At 68.0% G+C, this 18,466-nt stretch carries 14 protein-coding genes and 2 pseudogenes; 9 read left to right on the forward strand and 7 right to left on the reverse strand.

Going from position 1 to position 18,466, the window contains the following annotated elements:
* The 5 genes and pseudogenes from M3149_RS10780 to M3149_RS10800 all read left to right on the forward strand — a co-directional run bounded on the left by M3149_RS10780 (position 1) and on the right by M3149_RS10800 (position 5,201).
* Positions 1–971, forward strand: a pseudogene (locus M3149_RS10780) (TRAP transporter substrate-binding protein).
* Positions 972–1,095: 124 nt separating this feature from the next.
* A complete protein-coding gene (locus tag M3149_RS10785) occupies positions 1,096–1,587 on the forward strand; it encodes a TRAP transporter small permease (RefSeq protein ID WP_251709319.1) in 492 nt (163 codons plus the stop codon).
* Positions 1,588–1,629: 42 nt separating this feature from the next.
* The gene (locus tag M3149_RS10790) at positions 1,630–2,958 is read left to right on the forward strand and encodes a TRAP transporter large permease (RefSeq protein ID WP_251709320.1); all 1,329 of its coding nucleotides are present in this window, start codon (positions 1,630–1,632) and stop codon (positions 2,956–2,958) included.
* 10 nt (positions 2,959–2,968) lie between these two features.
* The gene (locus tag M3149_RS10795) at positions 2,969–4,402 is read left to right on the forward strand and encodes an aldehyde dehydrogenase family protein (protein ID WP_251709321.1); all 1,434 of its coding nucleotides are present in this window, start codon (positions 2,969–2,971) and stop codon (positions 4,400–4,402) included.
* Between the two features lie 37 nt (positions 4,403–4,439).
* Entirely contained in the window at positions 4,440–5,201 is a 762-nt protein-coding gene (locus M3149_RS10800; protein WP_251709323.1) for an SDR family oxidoreductase, read from the forward strand.
* A gap of 30 nt (positions 5,202–5,231) precedes the next feature.
* Here M3149_RS10800 and M3149_RS10805 read toward each other — a convergent pair whose 3' ends face one another.
* From M3149_RS10805 to purL, 4 genes and pseudogenes are all read right to left on the reverse strand, one after another.
* On the reverse strand, positions 5,232–6,149 hold the full coding sequence (locus M3149_RS10805) for a DUF808 domain-containing protein (protein WP_251709324.1): 918 nt from the start codon (positions 6,147–6,149) through the stop codon (positions 5,232–5,234).
* Between the two features lie 25 nt (positions 6,150–6,174).
* Entirely contained in the window at positions 6,175–6,486 is a 312-nt protein-coding gene (locus M3149_RS10810) for a HigA family addiction module antitoxin (RefSeq protein ID WP_251709325.1), read from the reverse strand.
* 12 nt (positions 6,487–6,498) lie between these two features.
* Positions 6,499–6,788: pseudogene (locus M3149_RS10815) on the reverse strand (type II toxin-antitoxin system RelE/ParE family toxin).
* A gap of 38 nt (positions 6,789–6,826) precedes the next feature.
* Positions 6,827–10,837, reverse strand: coding sequence for a phosphoribosylformylglycinamidine synthase (gene purL, locus M3149_RS10820; RefSeq protein WP_251709326.1), 4,011 nt, complete (start codon positions 10,835–10,837; stop codon positions 6,827–6,829).
* A gap of 130 nt (positions 10,838–10,967) precedes the next feature.
* Between purL and map the strand changes: the two genes are divergently transcribed.
* On the forward strand, positions 10,968–11,798 hold the full coding sequence (gene map, locus M3149_RS10825) for a type I methionyl aminopeptidase (protein ID WP_251709327.1): 831 nt from the start codon (positions 10,968–10,970) through the stop codon (positions 11,796–11,798).
* Positions 11,799–11,811: 13 nt separating this feature from the next.
* Complete coding sequence (locus M3149_RS10830; protein WP_251709328.1) at positions 11,812–14,451, forward strand: [protein-PII] uridylyltransferase; 2,640 nt, start codon at positions 11,812–11,814, stop codon at positions 14,449–14,451.
* On the opposite strand, the gene M3149_RS10835 is transcribed toward M3149_RS10830, so the two are convergent.
* From M3149_RS10835 to M3149_RS10845, 3 genes are read right to left on the reverse strand one after another with little or no spacing between them, the layout of a single operon-like run.
* Positions 14,448–15,179: an SIR2 family NAD-dependent protein deacylase gene (locus M3149_RS10835; RefSeq protein WP_251709329.1), complete on the reverse strand. Its 732-nt coding sequence runs from the start codon at positions 15,177–15,179 to the stop codon at positions 14,448–14,450. The two genes, M3149_RS10830 and M3149_RS10835, sit on opposite strands and share 4 nt — an antisense overlap.
* Before the next feature lies 1 nt (position 15,180).
* Complete coding sequence (rlmB, locus tag M3149_RS10840; RefSeq protein WP_251709331.1) at positions 15,181–15,948, reverse strand: 23S rRNA (guanosine(2251)-2'-O)-methyltransferase RlmB; 768 nt, start codon at positions 15,946–15,948, stop codon at positions 15,181–15,183.
* A gap of 22 nt (positions 15,949–15,970) precedes the next feature.
* Entirely contained in the window at positions 15,971–16,672 is a 702-nt protein-coding gene (locus M3149_RS10845; protein ID WP_251709332.1) for an ABC transporter ATP-binding protein, read from the reverse strand.
* A 46-nt stretch (positions 16,673–16,718) separates the two neighbouring features.
* On the opposite strand from M3149_RS10845, the gene M3149_RS10850 reads away from it, so the two are divergent.
* Together M3149_RS10850 and mnmH are read left to right on the forward strand one after the other, a co-directional pair.
* Positions 16,719–17,336 (forward strand): arylesterase, encoded by a 618-nt coding sequence (locus M3149_RS10850; protein WP_251709334.1) that lies wholly within the window; start codon positions 16,719–16,721, stop codon positions 17,334–17,336.
* 7 nt (positions 17,337–17,343) lie between these two features.
* Positions 17,344–18,408, forward strand: coding sequence for a tRNA 2-selenouridine(34) synthase MnmH (gene mnmH / locus M3149_RS10855; RefSeq protein ID WP_251709335.1), 1,065 nt, complete (start codon positions 17,344–17,346; stop codon positions 18,406–18,408).
* Positions 18,409–18,466 lie beyond the last annotated feature (58 nt).

The following is an 18,466-nucleotide window of genomic DNA, read 5'->3' on the forward strand; positions in this document are numbered from 1 at the left end:
ATGATGAAGAAGCTGCTCACCCCCCTGGCCCTGGCCGCGATCCTCGCCGCCGGCGGCGTGCAGGCACAGACCGTGTGAAGATCGGCTACGCCACGTCGGCCACGTCGCACTACGGCGTGGGCTCCACGGTCTTCTGCGAAGAGATCGAAAAAGGCACGCAAGGCCGCTACAAGTGCCAGCAGTTCCCCAACTCCGCTCTCGGCGGCGAGCGCGAGCAGAACGAGGCGGTGCAGCTGGGCACGCAGGACCTGGTGAACACCTCAACCGGCCCGCTGGGCAACTTCGTGCCCGAGGTCAAGATCGTGGACATTCCCTTCCTCTTCCGTGACTACGACCACGCACGCAAGGTCATGGACGGCCCGATCGGCCAGGACCTGAGCAAGAAGATGGAAGCCAAGGGCCTGATCAACCTGGCCTGGACGGAAAACGGCTTTCGCCACATGACCAACAGCAAGCGGGCCATCAACCAGGCCAGCGATGCCAGCGGCCTGAAGATGCGCACCATGGAGAACAAGGTGCACATGGACGGCTACAAGACCTTCGGCATCCTGCCCACGCCGATGCCCTTCCCCGAGCTGTTCACCGCGCTGCAGCAAGGCACCGTGGACGGCCAGGAGAACCCGATCCCGGTGATCCTGTCCTCCAAGTTCTCGCAAGTGCAGAAGCACCTCTCGCTCACCGGCCACGTGTACTCGCCGGCGGCGCTGATCCTCTCGCCCGCGGTGTGGAACAAGCTGTCGGCCGCCGACAAGCAAGTGTTCCTGGAGGCCGGCAAGAAGGCCGCCGCGGCCCAGCGCAAGAAGGTGAACGACGACGAGAACACCGGCATCGCCCAGCTTGAGAAGGATGGCATGCAGGTGGTCAAGCAGGTCAACGGCGAGAGCTTCCGCAAGGCGGTGGCGCCGGCCTACGCACAGTACGCCAGAGAGTTCGGCGCCGACAAGATCGCCGCGATCCAGAACGTCAAGTGACGTTGTTTCCCCGGAGCGGGCGGTCCACGCGATGGGCCTTCCCCGCACCGGGGCCTTGCCGGCGCAAGCGCTCATGCGCTTCGCCGCTTTCCCGCCTTAGCGCACCTGCATTCCGAGTTGAACCATGAGACGCTTCATCCTGCGACTCGATCGCTGGCTTACCGGCCTGTGCCTGACCGTGGCCTGTCTGTTGCTGGCCACCATCTCCTGCCTGGGGCTGTGGCAGGTCACGAGCCGCTTCGTGCTGGAGCAGCCCTCGACCTGGACCGAAGAGTCGATGCGGCGCCTGCTCATCTGGATGGTCATGCTTGGCGTGGTGGCCTCGCTTCGCCAGGGTGCGCTGGTGTCGGTTGACCTCATGTTGCGCCTGTCGCGCGGCGCCTTTCACCAGATGGTCCGCTGGATCATCACCGTCGTGAACCTGACCTTCCTGAGCGTGCTGATCTGGTTCGGCATCGACCTGGTGTGGCGGGTGCGCTTCCAGACCTTTGCCAGCATGGAAATCTCCATGGGCTGGGCCTATGCGGCGTTGCCGGTGGGCGCGGCGCTGGCCGTGATCGCGGTCATCGCGTACCACCTCGACCCCCGCAACGAAGAACTCGCCGCCGCCCAGTAACCGCCCGACGGCCTGCGCCCAAGAAGCGCCGGTCAGCACACCATGTCTTTCACCTTACTGTTCACGATGCTGCTGGGCTTTGCCTTCAGCATCTCCGTTGCCGTTGCGATCGGGGGCTCGGCCATTCTGGGCCTGGCCATCTTCGACAGCGACAAGCTCATCCTCGTGCCCAAGGAGATGTTCTCCGCGATCGACAAATTTCCGCTCGCGGCCATCCCGTTCTTCATCCTTGCCGGCAACCTCATGGAAACCGGGGGCATCTCGCGCCGCCTGGTCGAATTCGCCAAATCGCTGGTGGGCGGCGTGCAGGGCGGCCTGCCCATGACCTGCGTGCTCACCTGCATGATCTTCGCGGCGGTCTCGGGCTCTTCGGTGGCCACCACCTTCGCGATCGGCGCCATCCTCATCCCGGCATTGGTCAAGCACGGCTATCCGCCGGGCTATGCCGCTTCGCTGCAAGCCACGTCGGCGGAACTGGGCGTGGTCATTCCGCCCTCCATTCCCATGATCCTGTTCGGCGTCGCCGCCGAGGTCTCGATCGGCGAGCTGTTCATCGCGGGAGTGGTGCCGGGCCTGTTCATCGGCGTCACGCTGATGCTGTTCGTGCACCTGTGGTGCCGCTTCAAGGGCCTGGGCAAGAACGACGGCGACGGCCGCCTGCCGGTGGGCCGCGCCACGCTGCAGGCCGGCTGGGCGCTGCTGATGCCGGTGATCATTCTGGGCGGCATCTACGGCGGTGTCTTCACCCCCACCGAAGCGTCCGTGATCGCCGTGTTCTACGCGTTGCTCGTGGGCATGGTCATACACCGCGAACTGGGCTTCAAGGACCTGCTGCCGGTGCTGCGCAAATCGGTGATCTCCAGCGCCGTGATCATGTTCATCATCGCCAACGCCGGCCTGTTCGCCTTCCTGATCACGCGCGCCGGCATTCCCGATGCCATCGGCCTGTGGCTCAAGGATGTGCTGCAGTCGCCCGTGCTGTTCCTGGTGGGCGTCAATGCCGCGCTGTTCGTCATCGGCATGTTCATCGAGACCTCGGCCGCCATCATCGTGCTGGCGCCCATCCTGGTGCCGGTGGCCGTGTACTTCGGGGTCGATCCGGTGCACTTCGGCATGATCATGGTGGTGAACCTCGCCATGGGCATGATCACGCCGCCCTTCGGCGTGAACCTGTTCGCCGCAGCCACGGTGGCCCGAATATCGCTGGATCGCATGATCGTGCACCTCGTGCCCTTCGTGCTGGTGATCGTGGGCTGCCTGGCCGTCATCACCTATTTCCCCTCGGTCTCGCTCACCCTGCGCGACATCGTGTTCGACAAACCCGCGGCGGTGATGCCCGTGGGCCCCACACCGGCCATCGGGCCGCAGTGAGGAGCGGCCCATGGCACTGCATTTCATCGACAACCGCAGCGTGCGCGGCGCGCTCGGGCAGACCCTGCCGGTCATCGACCCGGCCACCGGCGAGACCTACGACAGCCTGGAACGCGGCAACGCGGCCGACATCGACGCCGCCGTGCAGGCCGCGCAGCGCTGCCTGCACGGACCCTGGGCCCGCCTGAGCGCGGCCGAACGTGGCCGCCTGCTCATGAAGCTCAGCGCCAAGGTGGCGGAACACGCCGAGGAACTGGCCGCCATCGAGCAGCGCGACTGCGGCAAACCCGTCAAGCAGGCGCGCGCCGACGCGCTGGCGCTGGTGCGCTACTTCGAGTTCTACGCCGGCGCGGGCGACAAGCTGCATGGCCACACCATCCCCTACCTCGACGGCTACAGCGTGCTCACCTGGCACGAGCCGCACGGCGTGACCGGCCACGTGATCCCCTGGAACTACCCGATGCAGATTTTCGGGCGCAGCGTGGGCGGTGCGCTGGCCGCGGGCAACGTGTGCGTGGTCAAGCCGTCGGAGGACGCCTGCCTGTCGCTGCTGCGGGTGGCCGAACTGGCGGCCGAGGTCGGCTTTCCGGCGGGGGCCATCAACATCGTCACCGGCTACGGCCACGAAGTCGGCGACGCGCTGGCGCGCCACCCGGGCATCGACCACATCAGCTTCACGGGCAGCCCGCGCGTGGGCACCCTGATCCAGCAGGCCGCGGCCGAGCGGCATTGCCCCGTGACGCTCGAGCTCGGCGGCAAGGGGCCGCAGATCGTGTTCGACGATGCCGACGTCGACGCTGCCCTGCCCTTCATCGTCAACGCCATCGTGCAGAACAGCGGCCAGACCTGCAGCGCGGGCTCGCGCCTGCTGGTGCAACGCGGCCTGTACGAGCCGTTGCTACAGCGCCTGGGTGAGGCGTTCAGCACGCTGCGCGCGGGCCCGCCCGAGCTCGACCTCGATCTCGGGCCCCTGATTCGCCGCAGCCAGCTGGAGCGCGTGCGCGGCTTCCTGGACGACGTGCGCCGCGACGGCCTGCCCATCGTCGCGCAAGGGCAGATCGTGCCGCAGGCGAGCCAGCAGGGTTACTACGCTGCGCCGATCCTGGTGCGCGACGTGCCCGCGCAGCACCGCCTGGCGCAGGAAGAGGTGTTCGGCCCGGTGCTGGCGGCCATGGCGTTCGACGACGAAGACGACGCGGTGCGCCTGGCCAACGGCACGGCCTTCGGCCTGGTCGCGGGGGTCTGGACACGCGATGGCGCGCGCCAGCTGCGCATGGCCCGACGGGTCAAGGCCGGTCAGGTCTTCATCAACAACTACGGCGCCGGCGGCGGCGTCGAGCTGCCCTTTGGCGGCGTCAAGTCCAGTGGCTATGGCCGCGAAAAGGGCTTCGAAGCGCTGCTGGGCTTCACCACCCTCAAGACCGTGGCCATCCGCCACGGCTGAAACCAGGGCCGATCGGACCGTCACGGAGACACATCACATGCGAGTGCAGAACAAATCCATCATCGTCACCGGCGCGGGCAGTGGCATCGGCGAAGGCATTGCCCACCGCCTGGCCGCCGAGGGTGCCCAGGTGATCGTCAACGACGTCAACGTGTCCGGCGGCGAGCGCGTGGTGGCCGACATCACCGCCCGGGGCGGACGTGCCAGCTTCTTTGCGGCCGACGTCACCCGCTCGGACGATGTCAAGGCGCTGGTCCAGGCCGCGGTGGAAAGACACGGCCGTCTGGACGTGATGGTCAACAACGCCGGCTGGACCCACCGCAACCAACCCGCGCTGGACGTGAGCGAGGAAGAGTTCGACCGCTGCTACGCGGTCAACGTCAAGAGCATCTACCTCTCGGCCCTGCACGCGGTGCCCGTGTTCCGCGCCAACGGCGGCGGCGCTTTCATCAACATCGCGTCCACCGCTGGCGTGCGGCCGCGCCCGGGGCTCACCTGGTACAACGGCTCCAAGGGCGCGGTGATCATCACCAGCAAATCGCTGGCCGCCGAGTTCGGGCCGGACAACATCCGCGTGAACTGCGTGAACCCGGTGATGAACCCGTTCACCGGGTTGGGGGCATCGTTCGCGGGCGGCGAACTCACCGACGAGCGCCTGGCGAAATTCCGCAGCACCATTCCACTCGGTCGCTTCTCCACCCCGGAGGACGTGGCCAACGCCGTGCTCTACCTCGCCAGCGACGAGGCGGCCTTCATCTCGGGCGTGTGCCTGGAAGTGGACGGCGCTCGCTGCGTGTGACCGGGCTGGCTGGCCAACCGGGCATGCGCCTCAAGCCGGCATGGGCTTGCCGCGCAGGCGCTTGACCAACGCCACCACGGCCACCACCGCAGCGCCGGCCACCACGCCCACCAGCGCGCCGGTGAGGCTGGGCACGAAGGCGCCCAGCCAGCCCATGGTCTCGGCCATGGCTTCCACACCATGCGCCAGCAGCGGCAGGCCGTGCAGCAGGATGCCGCCGCCCACCAGGAACATGGCCGCCGTGCCCAGCACCGACAGCGACTTCATCAGCCACGGCGCAAAGGCCAGGATGCCGCGGCCGAACGCCTGCTTCCAGGCCTGCGCCTGGCGGTTCAGGTGCAGGCCCAGGTCGTCGAGCTTGACGATGCCGGCCACCAGGCCGTACACGCCCACCGTCATCAGCAGCGAGATACCCACCAGCACACCGACGCGCTGACCCATGGTGGCGCTGGCCACGGTGCCCAGGCTGATGACGATGATCTCCGCCGAGAGAATGAAGTCGGTGCGGACCGCGCCCTTGATCTTCTGCTTCTCGAAGGCCACGAGATCGACCTTCTCGTCCGCAACCGCCTTCACCAGCTCGTCGTGGTGCTTCTTGTCGTCGGCCTTGTGCGCCCCCAGGCTGTGCATCAGCTTCTCGACGCCTTCAAAGCACAGAAACAGGCCGCCCAGCATGAGCAGCGGCGTGATGAGCACCGGCGCGAACGCGCTGATGAGCAACGCCGCCGGCACGAGGATGGCCTTGTTGAGCATCGAGCCCTTGGCCACCGCCCACACCACCGACAACTCGCGGTCGGCCTTTACCCCGGTGACCTGCTGCGCATTGAGCGCCAGGTCGTCACCCAGCACGCCCGCCGTCTTCTTGGCCGCGACCTTGGTCATCACCGACACGTCGTCCAGCAGCGTGGCGATGTCGTCGATGAGTGCGAGAAGGCTGGTACCGGCCATGGTGGTGTCCTGGATCGGGTGATGTTCAGGCTGCCATGGGCAGCACTTCCTTGGCAATGCGGGCAGCGAGTTCCTTTTGGGCCACTTTCACTTCGTACGCCGTCTGCAGATTCATCCAGGTCTGCACGTCGCCACCAAAATAGCGGACCAGGCGCAAAGCGGTATCGACCGTGATGCCACGGCGCTCAAGCACGATGTCGTTGATGCGGGAAGCCGGCACCTTGAGCGCTTGTGCCAGCGCATTGGCGCTCATGCCCAGCGGGGCGAGGTACTCCTCCCGAAGAATCTCCCCCGGGTGAACGGGGCGCATACCGTTGCGAACCGATTTGATGGCCATGGCGACCTCCAGTCAGTGGTAATCCACGATCTGCACATCGTGCACGCCGTCGGCACGCCGTCGGCACGCCAGACGAAGCAGACTCGAAACTGATCGTTCACCCGGATGCTGTGTTGGCCGCGTCGGTCACCCGTCAGGGCTTCGAGACGGTTACCCGGTGGCACGCGCAGGGCATCCAGCGTGGCGGCACTGTCGAGCAACTGCAGCTTGCGCTGCGCCACCGCCAGAATGTTCACCCAGCGCCGGACTTTGCGCCCGGCAAACACAGCGGCCGTGTCCTCGTCCAGAAAGGAAACGATCATGCGGCCAGCAGTTTATACCGTTTACCGGTAAACAGCAATCATCCCACCCAGCGCCGCGCGTTGCGCCACATCCGCATCCAGCCGCTGTGGGCCGACACGTCCTGGTCCGTCCAGCTCATGAGCACGTTGCGGAACACGCGTTCCGGGTGCGGCATCAGCGCGGTGAAGCGGCCGTCGGCGGTGGTAACGGCGGTGAGGCCACCCGGGCTGCCGTTGGGGTTGAACGGGTAGCGCTCGGTGGCGGCACCGGTGTTGTCCACGAAGCGCATGGCGGCGATGGCCTTGGCCGGGTCGCCACGGTGGCGGAAGTTGGCGTGGCCTTCACCGTGCGCCACGGCAATCGGTAGTCGCGTGCCGGCCATGCCCTGGAAGAACAGGCTGGGCGAGTCGAGCACCTCCACCAGCGACAGCCGCGCCTCGAAGCGCTCGCTCTGGTTGGTGGTGAAGCGCGGCCAGGCTTCGGCGCCCGGGATGATGTCGGCCAGCTCCGCGAACATCTGGCAGCCGTTGCAAACGCCCAGGCCGAAGGTGTCGCTGCGCGCAAAGAACGCCTGGAACTGGTCCGACAGCACCGGGTTGAAAGTGATGGAGCGCGCCCAGCCAATGCCCGCGCCCAGCGTGTCGCCATAGCTGAAGCCGCCGCAGGCCACCACGCCGCGCATGTCGCGGAGGTTGGCGCGGCCGCTTTGCAGGTCGGTCATGTGCACGTCGATGGCCTCGAAGCCGGCCTGCGTGAAGCACCACGCCATTTCCACGTGCGAGTTCACGCCTTGCTCACGCAGGATGGCCACCTTGGGCCGCGACAGGTTCAGGAACGGCGCGGCCACGTCCTCGGCCGGGTCGAACGACAGGTGCGTGTGCAGGCCGGGATCGGTCGGGTCGCCGGCGGCGGCGTGCTCGGCGTCGGCGCAGGCCGGGTTGTCGCGCTGCTGGTTGATCTTCCAGCTCACGCTGTCCCAGACCTGATGCAGGTCGACCAGCTTCGCGCTGAACACGGCCTTGGTGTCGCGCCAGACCTGCAGCTCGCCCTTGCCGGCGTCGATGGCGGACGACAGGGGCCGCGTCTTGCCGATGAAGTGGCTGTGCTTCGACAGGCCGTGCTCGCGCAGCACCTGCATGACCTCGTTGCGCTGATCGGTGCGCACCTGCAGCACCACGCCCAGCTCTTCGTTGAAGAGCGCCTTGAGCGTGAGTTCCTCGCGGCGCGCGCTCACCTGTTTGGTCCAGTTCTTGGCATCGCCCATCTCGGCGCGACTGTCGCTGATGCCGTCGCCCTCGGTGACGAGCTGGTCCACGTTCAGCGCCACGCCCACCTGGCCGGCAAAGGCCATCTCGGCCACGCTGGCCAGCAGGCCGCCGTCGCTGCGGTCGTGGTAGGCGAGGATGCGGCCCTGGGCGCGCAGCGCGTTCACCGCGTTGACGAGGTTCACCAGGTCCTGCGGGTCGTCGAGATCGGGCACGTCGCCGCCCGGGTGGCCCAGGGTCTGCGCGAGGATGCTTCCGCCCAGGCGGTGGCGGCCCTTGCCGAGATCGACCAGCACCAGGGTGCTGTCCTCGATCTCGCGGTTCAATTGCGGTGTGAGCGTGCCGCGCACGTCGGCCAGCGAGGCAAAGGCACTCACGATCAGGCTCACCGGCGCGGTGACCTTCTTCGTCTGTCCATCGGCCTGCCACTGCGTGCGCATCGACAGGCTGTCCTTGCCCACGGGAATGGACACGCCCAGCGCCGGGCACAGTTCCATGCCCACGGCCTTCACGGTCTCGTAGAGCGCGGCGTCCTCGCCGGGCTCGCCGCAGGCGGCCATCCAGTTGGCGCTGAGCTTCACGCGCGGCAGCTCGATCGGCGCGGCGAGCAGGTTGGTGATGGCCTCGGCCACCGCCATGCGGCCCGATGCCGCGGCATGGGTGGCCGCCAGTGGCGTGCGCTCGCCCATGGCCATGGCTTCGCCAGCGAAGCCCGCGTGGTCGGCCAGGGTGACGGCGCAGTCAGCCACCGGCACCTGCCAGGGGCCCACCATCTGGTCGCGGTGGGTGAACGCGCCCACGGTGCGGTCGCCGATGGTGATCAGGAAACGCTTGGAGGCCACCGTGGGGTGGCTCAGCACGTCGATCACGCTTCTCTGCAGATCGACACCGGTGAGATCGATGGCGGGCGAGGTGCGCGCCACGGTCTTGACGTCGCGGTGCATCTTGGGCGGCTTGCCAAGCAGCACATCCATCGGCATGTCGACCGGACTCTCCTGCCTTTCGTCGACCAGCCGCAATTGACGCTCTTCGGTGGCCACGCCCACCACGGCGAACGGGCAGCGCTCGCGCTCGCAGAAGGCCTGAAACTGCGGCAGCGACGCGGGCGCGATGGCCAGCACGTAGCGCTCCTGGCTCTCGTTGCACCAGATCTCCTTGGGCGCCAGGCCACTCTCTTCGAGCGGGACCGCGCGCAGGTCAAAGCGTGCGCCACGGCCGGCGTCGTTGGTGATCTCGGGGAAGGCGTTCGACAGGCCACCCGCGCCCACGTCGTGGATCGCCAGGATGGGGTTGTTCTCCCCCTGCGCCCAGCAGTGGTTGATGACCTCCTGCGCTCGGCGTTCGATCTCGGGGTTGCCGCGCTGCACGGAGTCGAAGTCGAGCGCGGCGGCGTTGGTGCCGGTGGCCATGGAACTGGCCGCACCGCCGCCCATGCCGATCTTCATGCCCGGGCCGCCGAGCTGGATGAGCAGCGTGCCGGCCGGGAACAGGATCTTTCTGGTGAGCTTTGCGTCGATGGTGCCGACGCCGCCCGCGATCATGATGGGCTTGTGGTAGCCGCGTTGCACGCCATCCACCACCTGCTCGTATTCGCGGAAATAGCCCGCCAGGTTGGGCCGGCCGAACTCGTTGTTGAAGGCCGCGCCACCCAGCGGGCCCTCGGTCATGATCTGCAGCGGGCTGGCGATGTGCTCGGGCTTGCCGGCGGGCTGATCGGCCAGGCCACCCCAGAGTTTGCCGACCGAGAAGCCGGTGAGACCGGCCTTGGGTCTGGCACCCCGACCGGTGGCTCCCTCGTCGCGGATCTCACCGCCGGCGCCGGTGGAGGCGCCCGGGAACGGCGAGATGGCGGTGGGGTGGTTGTGCGTTTCCACCTTCATGAGCACGTGCTGAGTCACGGACTCGGCCCGGTAGGCGGGTGCCGCATCACCGTCGTAGCGCGCCGCAAAGCGCTGCACGTCGTGGCCTTCCATCACCGAGGCGTTGTCGGCATAGGCGATCACCGTGTGCTGCGGGCTGGTCTGGTGGGTGTGGCGAATCATCCCGAACAGGCTCTTGTCCTGCGCCACGCCGTCGATGGTGAACTGCGCGTTGAAGATCTTGTGGCGGCAGTGCTCGCTGTTGGCCTGCGCGAACATCATGAGCTCCACGTCGGTGGGGTTGCGCCCCAGCCCGGTGAAGGCGTTGATGAGGTAGTCGATCTCGTCGTCGGCCAGGGCCAGGCCCCAGTCGGTGTTGGCGCGCTCCAGTGCGGCCCGGCCGCCGCCGAGCACGTCCACGCGCTCCATGGGCGCGGCGTGCAGTTCGGTGAACAGGGCGTGGGCTTCGTCGCGCGTGGCGACCACAGCCTCGGTCATGCGGTCGTGCAGCAGGCTGGCCACGGCCCAGCGCTGCTCGGGCGTGAGAGCAGGCTTTCCACCCAGCAATCCGGGCTTGAGGGCGATGCGGTACTCGATGAGGCGCTCCACGCGGTGCACCGTGAGGCCACAGTTGCGCGCGATGTCGGTGGCTTTGGAGGCCCAGGGCGACACGGTGCCCAGGCGGGGCATCACGATCAGTGCGGGGGCACCATCGGCTTCGAGCTTGAGGTGCTCGACCTGCGCGGGTTCGCCATAGGTGAGCAACTCGCCCAGGCGGCGTTCGGTACCGGCGTCGGGCGCGGCGTCGAATGCCGCCAGGTGCACGAAGCGCGCGCTGAGGCCGACAATCTTGTCGTGGATGGCTTGAAGGCGGGGAAGAAGCTGCTGGACTTTGAAGTCGCTAATGGCGTGGCCGCCATCAAAAGTGCGCAGGTGCAGGGACACGGTGGGGCCTGTGGTGCGTTGAACCACCCGCGGGCGGGGCGGTGGAAAGCCCGCGATTTTACCTGCCGGCCCCATGGCGATTGGCCCGCCAGGGGCGTGCAGACGGGGTCCGGTGGGATAATCCAGCCCCATGAGCATCACCTACAAGGACGCCGCCGGTATCGAGGGCATGCGCACCGCCTGCCGCCTCGCCTCCGAGGTGCTGGACTACCTCACGCCGCTGATCCAGCCCGGCATCACCACGCTCGAGATCGACCGCCTGGCGGCCGACTACATGAAGCAGCAAGGCACGCGCTCTGCCACCATCGGCTATCAGCCGAGCGGCTACCCGCCCTACCCCGGCCACCTGTGCACCTCGCTCAACCACGTGGTGTGCCACGGCATTCCGAACGACAAGCCGCTCAAGAAGGGCGACATCCTCAACGTGGACGTCACCGTCATCACGCCCGACGGCTGGTACGGCGACAACTCCCGCATGTTCCTCATCGGCGGCGAGGCGGCCTGCTCGCTGCAGGCACGCAGGTTGTGCCAGGTCACCTACGAGGCCATGTGGAAAGGCATCGTTCTGGTGCGCCCAGGCGCCCGGCTGGGCGATATCGGCCACGCCATCCAGACCTACGCCGAGGGCAACGGCTACTCGGTGGTGCGCGAATTCTGCGGTCACGGCATCGGCCAGCGCTTCCACGAGGAGCCCCAGGTGCTGCACTACGGCCGCCCGGGCACGCTGGAAGAACTCGAGCCCGGCATGACCTTCACCATCGAGCCCATGATCAACGCCGGTCGGCGCGAGATCAAGGAGCTTGGCGACGGCTGGACCATCGTCACGCGCGACCGCTCGCTCTCGGCCCAGTGGGAGCACACGGTGCTGGTCACCGAAACCGGCTACGAGGTGCTCACGCTGTCGGCCGGCAGCCTGGCGCCACCGGCCTTCGTGACCGCCGCCGCCGCCGTTCCCGCCTGACGTTGCGCGCGCCATGGACGACCTGGCCGCGCTGCGCCAGCGCTACCGCGACGAAAAGGCCGCGCTGTTCGCGGAGCTGGGCAAGTCCGGCGCGTCCACCCGCGGCGTGCGCCAGGCGCTCGCCCGCCTCGCCCGGCTCACCGACCAGACCCTGAGAACCCTGTGGCAGCGCGCCGGTTTCGGCCCGCGCTACGCGCTGCTGGCGGTGGGCGGCTTTGGCCGTGGTGAGCTGTTCCCGCACTCCGACGTGGACGTGCTGGTGCTCCTGCCCGACGGCTGCGTGCCCGACGCCGATGCCGAACTGAAGGCGCGCATCGAAGGCTTCATCGGCGCTTGCTGGGACCTCGGGCTGGAGATCGGCTCCAGCGTGCGCACGGCCGACGACTGCGTGGCCGAAGCCGGCAAGGACGTGACGGTTCAGACCTCGCTGCTGGAATGCCGCCTCATCACCGGCCACCGCGCAGGCTTCAACACCTTGGTGCGCCGCCTGGGTGAGGCCATGGACCCAAAGGCCTTCTTCGTGGCCAAGACGCTGGAGATGCGCCAGCGCCACCACAAGTTCGAGAACACGCCCTACTCGCTCGAGCCCAACTGCAAGGAAAGCCCCGGCGGCCTGCGAGACCTGCAGATCATCCTGTGGGTGGCCAAGGCCGCGGGCCTGGGCCGCAGCTGGGACGAACTCGCGCGCACCGGCCTGGCCACGCCGCTGGAGGCGCGCCAGATCAAGGCCAACGAGGCGCTGCTGAGCCTCATCCGCGCCCGGCTGCACCTCATCGCCAAACGCCGCGAAGACCGGCTGGTGTTCGACCTGCAGACCGCGGTGGCCGAGTCGTTCGGCTTCAAGGCACAGTTGCCTGCGCCCGGCGAGACCAACCCACGCGGCACGCGCCGTGCCAGCGAGGCGCTGATGAAGCGCTACTACTGGGCGGCCAAGGCGGTCACGCAGCTCAACCAGATCCTGCTGCTCAACATCGAGGAACGTCTGGCCAGTGGTGAGCCGGGCGTGCAGCGCCTGCGCCCCATCAACGAGCGCTTCTTCGAGAAAGGCGGCATGCTGGAGGTGGCGCACGACAACCTCTACATCCAGCAGCCGCACGCCATCCTCGAGACCTTCCACATCTACCAGACCACGGTGGGCGTGAAAGGCCTGTCGGCGCGCACGCTGCGAGCGCTGTACAACGCGCGTCACGTCATGAACGGGCGTTTCCGCAGTGATCCGGTCAACCGCGAGACCTTCCGCCGCATCATCATGGAGCCCCAGGGCATCACGCACGCCATGCGGCTGATGAACCAGACCTCGGTGCTCGGGCGCTACCTCTGGGTGTTCCGCAACATCGTCGGGCAGATGCAGCACGACCTGTTCCACGTCTACACCGTGGACCAGCACATCCTGATGGTGCTGCGCAATGTGCGCCGCTTCTTCATCGCCGAGCACTCGCACGAGTACCCGTTCTGCTCGCAGCTCGCCGCGGGCTGGGACAAGCCCTGGATCCTGTACGTGGCCGCGCTGTTTCACGACATCGCCAAGGGCCGCGGTGGTGACCACTCCGAACTCGGCGCGCACGACGTGCGCAGCTTCTGCCGCCAGCATGGCATCGACCGCGAGGACGCGAAGCTGATTGCGTTTCTGGTCGCCGAGCATCTCACCATGAGCCGCCTGGCCCAGAAGGCGGATCTGTCCGACCCCGACGTGATCGCCGATTTCGCGCGCCGCGTGGGCAACGAGCGCCACCTCACCGCGCTCTACCTGCTCACGGTGGCCGACATTCGCGGCACCAGCCCGAAGGTGTGGAACGCCTGGAAAGGCAAGTTGCTGGAAGACCTGTACCGCTACACGCTGCGCGTGCTGGGCGGGCGCGCGCCCGACCCGGGTGCCGTCATCGAAGGCCGCAAGCGCGAGGCGCTGCAGATGCTGGCCCTGCACGCCCTGCCCCACAACGCGCACAAGGCGCTGTGGGACACGCTGGACGTGAGCTACTTCATGCGCCACCAGGCCGATGAAATCGCCTGGCACACCCGCGTGCTCACGCGCGAGCTTGCCAAGGCCGAGCGCGACCCGCAGCGCTGCATCGTGCGCGCACGCCTCTCGCCCGAGGGCGAGGGCCTGCAGGTGCTGGTGTACGCCCCCGACCAGAACGACCTCTTTGCACGGATCTGCGGCTACTTCGACATGTCGCAGTTCAGCATCCTGGACGCGCGCGTGCACACCACCCTGACCGGCCACGCGCTCGACACCTTCCAGGTGGTCGTGCCCGAGCTGGCCGAGCACTACCGAGAGTTGGTGGCCATGGTCGAGAACCGGCTGGCCCAGGTGATCGACGCCCGGGGCCCACTGCCGCCACCCACCAAGGGCCGGCTGTCGCGGCGCGTGAAGAGCTTTCCCATCACCCCGCGCGTGGACCTGCGCCCCGACGAGAAGGCCCAGCGCTGGCTGCTCTCGGTGTCTGCCAGCGACCGGGCCGGGCTGCTCTACGGCATCTCGCGCGTGCTGGCCCGCCACGGCGTGAGCGTGCAGCTGGCCAAGATCACGACGTTGGGCGAGCGTGTGGAAGACACCTTCCTCATCAGCGGTGCGCCGCTGCAGGTGAACAAACGCCAGATCGAGATCGAGACCGAGTTGCTCGAAACGCTCGAGGGCGCAAGCGGCGCTTAGCCTGGCTCGGCCAGCAGAGCCGGCAGCGCCTGCGCTGCGGTCTGGCGCCATGTGACGTGGGCCACATCATCGAGCGCGGTCTCGTGCGGGTTGACGATCACCACGCGTGCACCGGCATGGCGTGCCACCCCCGCCAGCCCCGCGGCGGGGTACACCTCCCCCGAGGTGCCCACCACGAGCATCAGGTCACAGGCCTCGGCGGCTGCCTGGGCAGCAACCAGTTCGGCCTGCGGCAGCATCTCGCCGAACCACACCACCGCGGGGCGGCGCAGGTTCCCGCATACCGGGCAGCGCGGCGGTCGACCGGGCTCGATGGCCTCCTTCTGGCAGCAGGCCCGCGGCGCGTCCAGCCAGCGGTCCTCGGCGATGTTGCCGTGCAGGGCCAGCACCCCGGGACTGCCCGCGCGCTGATGCAGGCCATCCACGTTCTGCGTGATCAGCGTCAGGCGCCCCGGGTGGCGCTGCTGGTACGCCGCGATGGCGCGGTGCCCGGCATTGGGAAGCACCCGGGCAATGGCCTCGCGCCGCTCGGCGTACCAGTCCCACACCAGGGCTGGGCTGCGTCGGTACGCCGCTTCGGTGGCGAGCTGCTGCGGGTCGAACTGCGCCCACAGCCCCGTGAGCGCGTCGCGGAAGGTAGGCACGCCCGACTCGGCGCTCATGCCGGCGCCGCTGAGCAAGACGATGGCGCGCGCCGAGCGTACCGTCTCGCGCAGCGCTTCGACCACGTCACACCTCGCGTTGTCGCAAGGCTTCGTACAAGCACACGCCGCTGGCCACCGACACGTTGAGGCTTTCCACCGCCCCGCGCATGGGGATGCTGACCAGCTCGTCGCAGGTCTTGCGCGTCAGCTGGCGCATGCCCGGGCCCTCGGCACCCAGCACCAGGGCCACCGGCCCCTTGAGGTCCACCTGATAGACCGTCTTCGGCGCGTCATCGCTGGTACCGATGACCCAGATGTTGCGCTCCTTGAGTTCGTTCAGGGTACGCGCCAGGTTGGTCACCATGAAGTACGGCATCGTCTCGCCGGCACCACTGGCCACCTTGGCCACGGTGGCGTTCAGGCCCACGGCGTGGTCCTTGGGGGCGATGACGGCGTGCGCCCCGGCGCCGTCGGCCACGCGCAGGCAGGCACCCAGGTTGTGCGGGTCGGTCACGCCATCGAGCACGAGCAGCAGCGGCACCTCGCCCGTGCCCTCGAGCTGGTCGAGCAAGTCGTCGAGCGAGCGTGCCTGTTCGATCGGCAGCACCCGCGCGGCCACACCCTGGTGGCCGTGGCTGCCGGCCAGCTTGGCGATGCGCAGTGCATCGGCTTCGATGAGGCGCACGCCCGCCTCCTTGGCTCGCTCGAGGAACTGGCGCATGCGCGCGTCGCGCCGCGTGCCCTCGAACACCACCTCAACGATGCTTTGCGGTGCGGTCTTGAGCCGCACGCCCACGGCGTGGAAACCGAACAGGACCTTGGTGGCGGAGGGAGCTTTGGGCGATGAGGACATGGCGGGATTATCCCGCCACGGCTCAGGCAAGCCTCGCGGTGAGGCGGTTGCTGATGTCCGCCACCTGCCCGGCAGCGATGGTGATGCGCCGGTCGCAGCGCTCAGCAATGCTGCGGTCGTGCGTGACGAGCATCAGCGTGGTGTCTTGCTCGCGGTTGAGCTCGAACATCAGCGCCATAACGGCCTCGCCGGTCGCGAAATCCAGGCTGCCTGTGGGCTCGTCGGCCAGCAACACGGCCGGGCGAACCACAAAGGCACGTGCCAGCGCCACGCGCTGCTGCTCTCCGCCCGACAGCACCTTGGGGTAGTGGTTCAGCCGCTCGCCCAGGCCCACGCGCTGCAGCATGGCGGTAGCGGCCGCGCGCGCGTCACGCCGCCCGGCCAGCTCCAGCGGCAGCATCACGTTCTCCAGCGCCGTGAGGTTGGCCAGCAGCTGGAAACTCTGGAACACGAAGCCCACCTTGGCCGCGCGCAGCGCCGCGCGCTGGTCCTCATCAAGCGCGAACAGATCGTTACCGTCGATGTGAACCGTTCCCTGCGTGGGCGTATCCAACCCCGCGACGATGGACAGCAGCGTGCTCTTGCCCGAGCCCGAGGCGCCCACGATCGCCACCGTCTCGCCACGGCGCACGGTGAAATCGATATCCCGCAGAATGGTCAGTGTGCCGGTCGAATCGGTGACCGACTTGAACACATGGCTGACCGCAATCATCACATCCGACATGAAGCATTCCCTGAGTTCGAACCGCCGCCACTTTAGCCTGTGCCTCATGACAGCGCTGTCATTCGGACATGTCGGCATGCTGCAGGCCCAGGGCAGGACAGCCCCGGTGGTGCTGGTGGTGGGCGATTCGCTGAGTGCCGAGTACGGCCTGCGCCGCGGCAGCGGCTGGGTGGCGCTCACGGAGGAGAAACTCGCGAGCGAGAAGATCGACGCGCGGGTGGTCAATGCCAGCATCAGCGGAGATACCACCTCGGGTGGACGCTCGCGCCTGCCCGCCTTGCTCAAGCAGCACCGGCCGGCGGTGGTGGTCATCGAACTGGGCGGCAATGACGCGTTGCGCGGCCTGCCGCTGAACATGACGCGCGAAAACCTCACCGCCATGGTGAAGGCCGCCAAGGGCGCGGGCGCACGCGTTCTGCTGCTGGGCATGGACATGCCGCCCAACTACGGCGCGAAGTACGCACAGGAGTTTCGCGAGCTCTTCACCACGGTGGCGCGCGAGGAAAAGACCGCCCTGGTGCCTTTCTTCCTCAAGGGCGTGGCCGACACCGCCGACCCACTGGCGCTGTTCCAGAGCGACCGCATCCACCCCAACGAGAAGGCGCAACCCATCATGCGCGACACCGTCTGGCCCGAACTGCGCAAGCTGGTGGCGGCCGGATAATCGGCGCATGCCTGTTGCCACCCTGAGCGCTGCCGACGCCCTGCAGCGCCTCGACGACTTCGACACCATCATCGACGCCCGCACCGAGGACGAGCATGCGCTCGACCATGTGCCCGGGGCGTTGAACTGGCCCACCCTGAACAACGCCGAGCGCATCGAAATCGGCACGATGTACAAGCAGGTCAGCGCCTTCGAAGCCAAGAAGCGCGGCGCGGCGCTGTCGGCACGCAACATCGCGGCGCACATCGAGCGCGAGGTGATCGACAAACCCAAGGGCTGGCGCCCGCTGGTGTATTGCTGGCGCGGCGGCAACCGCAGCGGCGCGCTGGCCACCATCCTGGGCGCCATCGGGTTTCAGGTCACGCTGATCGAAGGCGGCTACAAGGCCTGGCGCGCGGCGCTGGTGGACGACCTGCCGCACCGGGCCAGCCGCCTGCGCTACCGCGTGCTGTGCGGCCCCACGGGCAGCGGCAAGACCCGGCTGCTGCAGGCGCTGGCGGCAGAGGGCGCGCAGGTGCTCGACCTTGAAGGCCTGGCTTGTCACCGCAGCTCGGTGCTGGGCCTGCTGCCGGGCCAGCCGCAGCCCAGTCAGAAGCGCTTCGATTCACTGATCTGGGACGCCCTGCGCCGCTTCGACCCGGCGTGGCCGGTGTACGTGGAGAGCGAGAGCAAGAAGGTGGGCAACCTGCGCGTGCCCGATGCCCTGATGGATGCCATGCGCGCCAGCGACTGCATCGCGCTGGAACTGGCGGACGCCGAACGCGTGGCACTGCTGCTGGAAGACTATGACTTCTTCGTGCAGCGACCGGATTTCTTCATCGAGCGCCTGCAGGCGCTGCGTCAGGTGCGCGGGGCCGAGATCGTCGACGGCTGGTCGAAGCAGGTGCGCGAAGGCCAGACACCTGCGGTGGTGCTGGACCTGCTGGTGCGTCACTACGACCCCACCTATCAGGCCTCGACCCATCGGAACTTCCAGCGCCTCGCACAGGCGCTGCCCTGCGTGCTGGCCGACCGCTCTGCCGGTGCGATGCGCGCCGCAGCCCGGGCACTCATCGCCACCGAAGGGGCTTGATCGGGCGGCCTCACGGGGTCGGTGAGGCCGGTATCGCGCCCCGCCGTGACAACCTGGC

This window comes from Hydrogenophaga intermedia (assembly GCF_023715105.1).
Classification (GTDB): domain Bacteria; phylum Pseudomonadota; class Gammaproteobacteria; order Burkholderiales; family Burkholderiaceae_C; genus Hydrogenophaga; species Hydrogenophaga intermedia_A.

Excerpts from the sequence above, each read along its gene's own strand:
- M3149_RS10810 (WP_251709325.1), bottom strand. The coding sequence starts at position 6,486 with ATGGCCATCAAATCGGTTCGCAACGGTATGCGCCCCGTTCACCCGGGG.
- M3149_RS10850 (WP_251709334.1), top strand. The coding sequence starts at position 16,719 with ATGACAGCGCTGTCATTCGGACATGTCGGCATGCTGCAGGCCCAGGGC.
- M3149_RS10790 (WP_251709320.1), top strand. The coding sequence starts at position 1,630 with ATGTCTTTCACCTTACTGTTCACGATGCTGCTGGGCTTTGCCTTCAGC.
- mnmH (WP_251709335.1), top strand. The coding sequence starts at position 17,344 with ATGCCTGTTGCCACCCTGAGCGCTGCCGACGCCCTGCAGCGCCTCGAC.
- M3149_RS10805 (WP_251709324.1), bottom strand. The coding sequence starts at position 6,149 with ATGGCCGGTACCAGCCTTCTCGCACTCATCGACGACATCGCCACGCTG.
- M3149_RS10785 (WP_251709319.1), top strand. The coding sequence starts at position 1,096 with ATGAGACGCTTCATCCTGCGACTCGATCGCTGGCTTACCGGCCTGTGC.
- M3149_RS10800 (WP_251709323.1), top strand. The coding sequence starts at position 4,440 with ATGCGAGTGCAGAACAAATCCATCATCGTCACCGGCGCGGGCAGTGGC.
- M3149_RS10845 (WP_251709332.1), bottom strand. The coding sequence starts at position 16,672 with ATGTCGGATGTGATGATTGCGGTCAGCCATGTGTTCAAGTCGGTCACC.
- M3149_RS10830 (WP_251709328.1), top strand. The coding sequence starts at position 11,812 with ATGGACGACCTGGCCGCGCTGCGCCAGCGCTACCGCGACGAAAAGGCC.
- map (WP_251709327.1), top strand. The coding sequence starts at position 10,968 with ATGAGCATCACCTACAAGGACGCCGCCGGTATCGAGGGCATGCGCACC.
- rlmB (WP_251709331.1), bottom strand. The coding sequence starts at position 15,948 with ATGTCCTCATCGCCCAAAGCTCCCTCCGCCACCAAGGTCCTGTTCGGT.
- M3149_RS10795 (WP_251709321.1), top strand. The coding sequence starts at position 2,969 with ATGGCACTGCATTTCATCGACAACCGCAGCGTGCGCGGCGCGCTCGGG.